The 795-nt window shown below is 57.2% G+C and carries 1 protein-coding gene; it reads right to left on the bottom strand.

The window, feature by feature from the left end; all coding sequences use genetic code 11:
- Positions 1–130: 130 nt before the first annotated feature.
- Positions 131–795: hypothetical protein (locus AC0L20_RS39595; protein ID WP_473295603.1), on the bottom strand; the 665-nt coding region annotated here is incomplete at its 5' end.

The following is a 795-nucleotide window of genomic DNA, read 5'->3' on the forward strand; positions in this document are numbered from 1 at the left end:
GGTGGAGAAGGTCAACAATGACCTGGCCGATGCAGCGTATGCGCTGGATGCGGGGAAGGTGAGGGTGGTGAAAGAGTCCGACCTTTAACCCATTTTCTACCCGCATCCGTGCGCAGACATACGCCTTGAGTCATCCTGCCAACTCTGGGTAAAACACCCGCCGGGCCTGTGGCCAATCGATCTCTGCGCGGTGGATATCCAAGCGGCGGCCTTCGCGAGCGGCGCTGGTCTGAGCGTTTGCGTACAGCGCTCGCTGTCCCGGTGGTTTGAGATAGATTTTGGCGGGGACGGTGTGGGAGGCTTGTTCAAAGTGCATGTGACCGTAAGCCCACACGGTGTCTGCGATTTTAATTTCGAACTCGTCCAGGAAGTCCGGGACTTTTACCCAACGGCTGGTGCCAGGCTTTGGTATCTGCCGAGTGCCTGCCAATCGGTCAAGGGTTTTGCGAATGCGCAGGATGCCTGGTTGGCTTTGCAGGAACTCCAGAGCATTACCAGTGGGGGCTTGTTTGGAAATCAGCTCCCGACGCACCAGTTTCGCCATTGTGTTAATGCGCGCAGCGTTCTCCCTGAAATGGCGAACTTGCGCAACTAGACGTTGCCGGGTTGCCTCGTCGGTGACGGCGCTGCAGGCGGCCTCAAGGTCATCGGCTCCCTGGTTGAGTTTGATCGCGCCGGACCTGATAAGCGCTTCGGCACCCGCAGGTTCGCCAGACGGTTTGTTTCTATAAAACACGATAAGGTCATCATATTCCTTGATCGCGTCCTGCATTTTTTCGGCGGCGGCTTTGAGCT

The sequence above is a fragment of the Bradyrhizobium sp. Kon58 genome, from assembly GCF_055807455.1.